The sequence below is a fragment of the Brachybacterium tyrofermentans genome, assembly GCF_014897585.1.
GTDB classification, from domain to species: Bacteria; Actinomycetota; Actinomycetes; order Actinomycetales; family Dermabacteraceae; genus Brachybacterium; species Brachybacterium tyrofermentans.
The window spans coordinates 1-1,247 of record NZ_JABUXW010000086.1; the positions used below are offsets into that span (position 1 = coordinate 1).

Annotated in this window: 1 protein-coding gene; it reads left to right on the forward strand. The window is 68.6% G+C overall.

Features of this window, described 5'->3' with window-relative positions; all coding sequences use genetic code 11:
- Positions 1 to 261 precede the first annotated feature (261 nt).
- A partial coding sequence (locus INT49_RS20810; RefSeq protein WP_193119627.1) for an IS110 family RNA-guided transposase occupies positions 262 to 1,247 on the forward strand: 986 nt, incomplete at its 3' end.

Genomic DNA, 1,247 nt, shown 5'->3' on the forward strand with positions numbered 1-1,247 from the left:
CTGACTGTGAGGATGGCTTTGTCGGCCTTGTGCTGATGGGGTGTGTTCGACGGCACCGGGTGTGACCCGAGAGCTGACTGGCTTCGTGCCTTTCGCACGACTTGTCCACTCGGTGTCGTCGAACCCGGCCCGGTCGGAGCTGACTGGCCTGATCAGGAGCTTGACCGCGGGCGTAGCCGCGCCCACGTGTCCCGTCACAGTCCTGCCGTGACTCCTCCCGGACCGGACCCATTTCGTCCGCTCCGGAGCTAGGAGGAACGCATGACCAGTCTGACCGAAATCGCAGAGATCGTCATCGGGGTCGATACCCACGTCGACACCCACACCGCCGCCATCGTCGAGACCACCACCGGCGGAGTCCTCGCCGAGATCACGGTGCCCACCACCCCGGCCGGCTACCAGGAACTGCTGGACCTGGCCGACGAACACTCACCCCTGCGGGCGTGGGCGATCGAGGGCACCGGCGGTCACGGCGCCGGGCTGACCCACCTGCTGGAGGGCGAGGTCGTCATCGAGCTCGACCGCCCCCAACGGGCCAAGCGCCGCAACGGCGCGAAGTCCGATCCACTGGACGCGATCCGCGCGGCCCGCGAGGCGATGGCCCGCCCCCACCACGGGACCCCGCGCACCGGCCAGGAACGGCAAGCCCTGTCGGTACTGCTGACCGCACGTCGTTCCGCGGTCACCGCTGCGACGGCCGCCCAGCGCCAGCTGTTCAGCCTCACGATCGCTGCTCCCGAGCGTCTGCGCGCCAAGCTTCGTGATCGGAAGCTGCCCGAGATGGTCGAGATCGCGGCCCGTTTCCGCATCCAAACTGGGTGGGACGTGGAGACCACAACGACCGCGCAGGTGCTGCGCGACCTCGCTCGCCGCGCCCAAGCGCTGCAGGACGAGGCCGACGAGCACGAGAAGCAGATCCGCGCGATCGTGCGGTCCTGGCGGGCCGACCTGCTCACCGAGACAGGGATCGGCCCGATCGTCGCCGCGACCGTTCTCTGCGCGTGGTCCCACTCCGGAAGGGTGCGTGACGAGGCCGCGTTCGCGATGCTCGCAGGCGTCGCCCCGCTGCCAGCGAACAGTGGGAAAGTCACCACGAGATACCGGCTCAACCGATACGGCGACCGGCAGCTCAACCGAGCCCTGCACACGATCGTGCTCTCCCGCCAGCGCTACGACCAGGACACCAAGGACTACACCGCCCGACGCACCAGCGAAGGCAAGACCCCGCGAGAGATCAAACGCTGCCT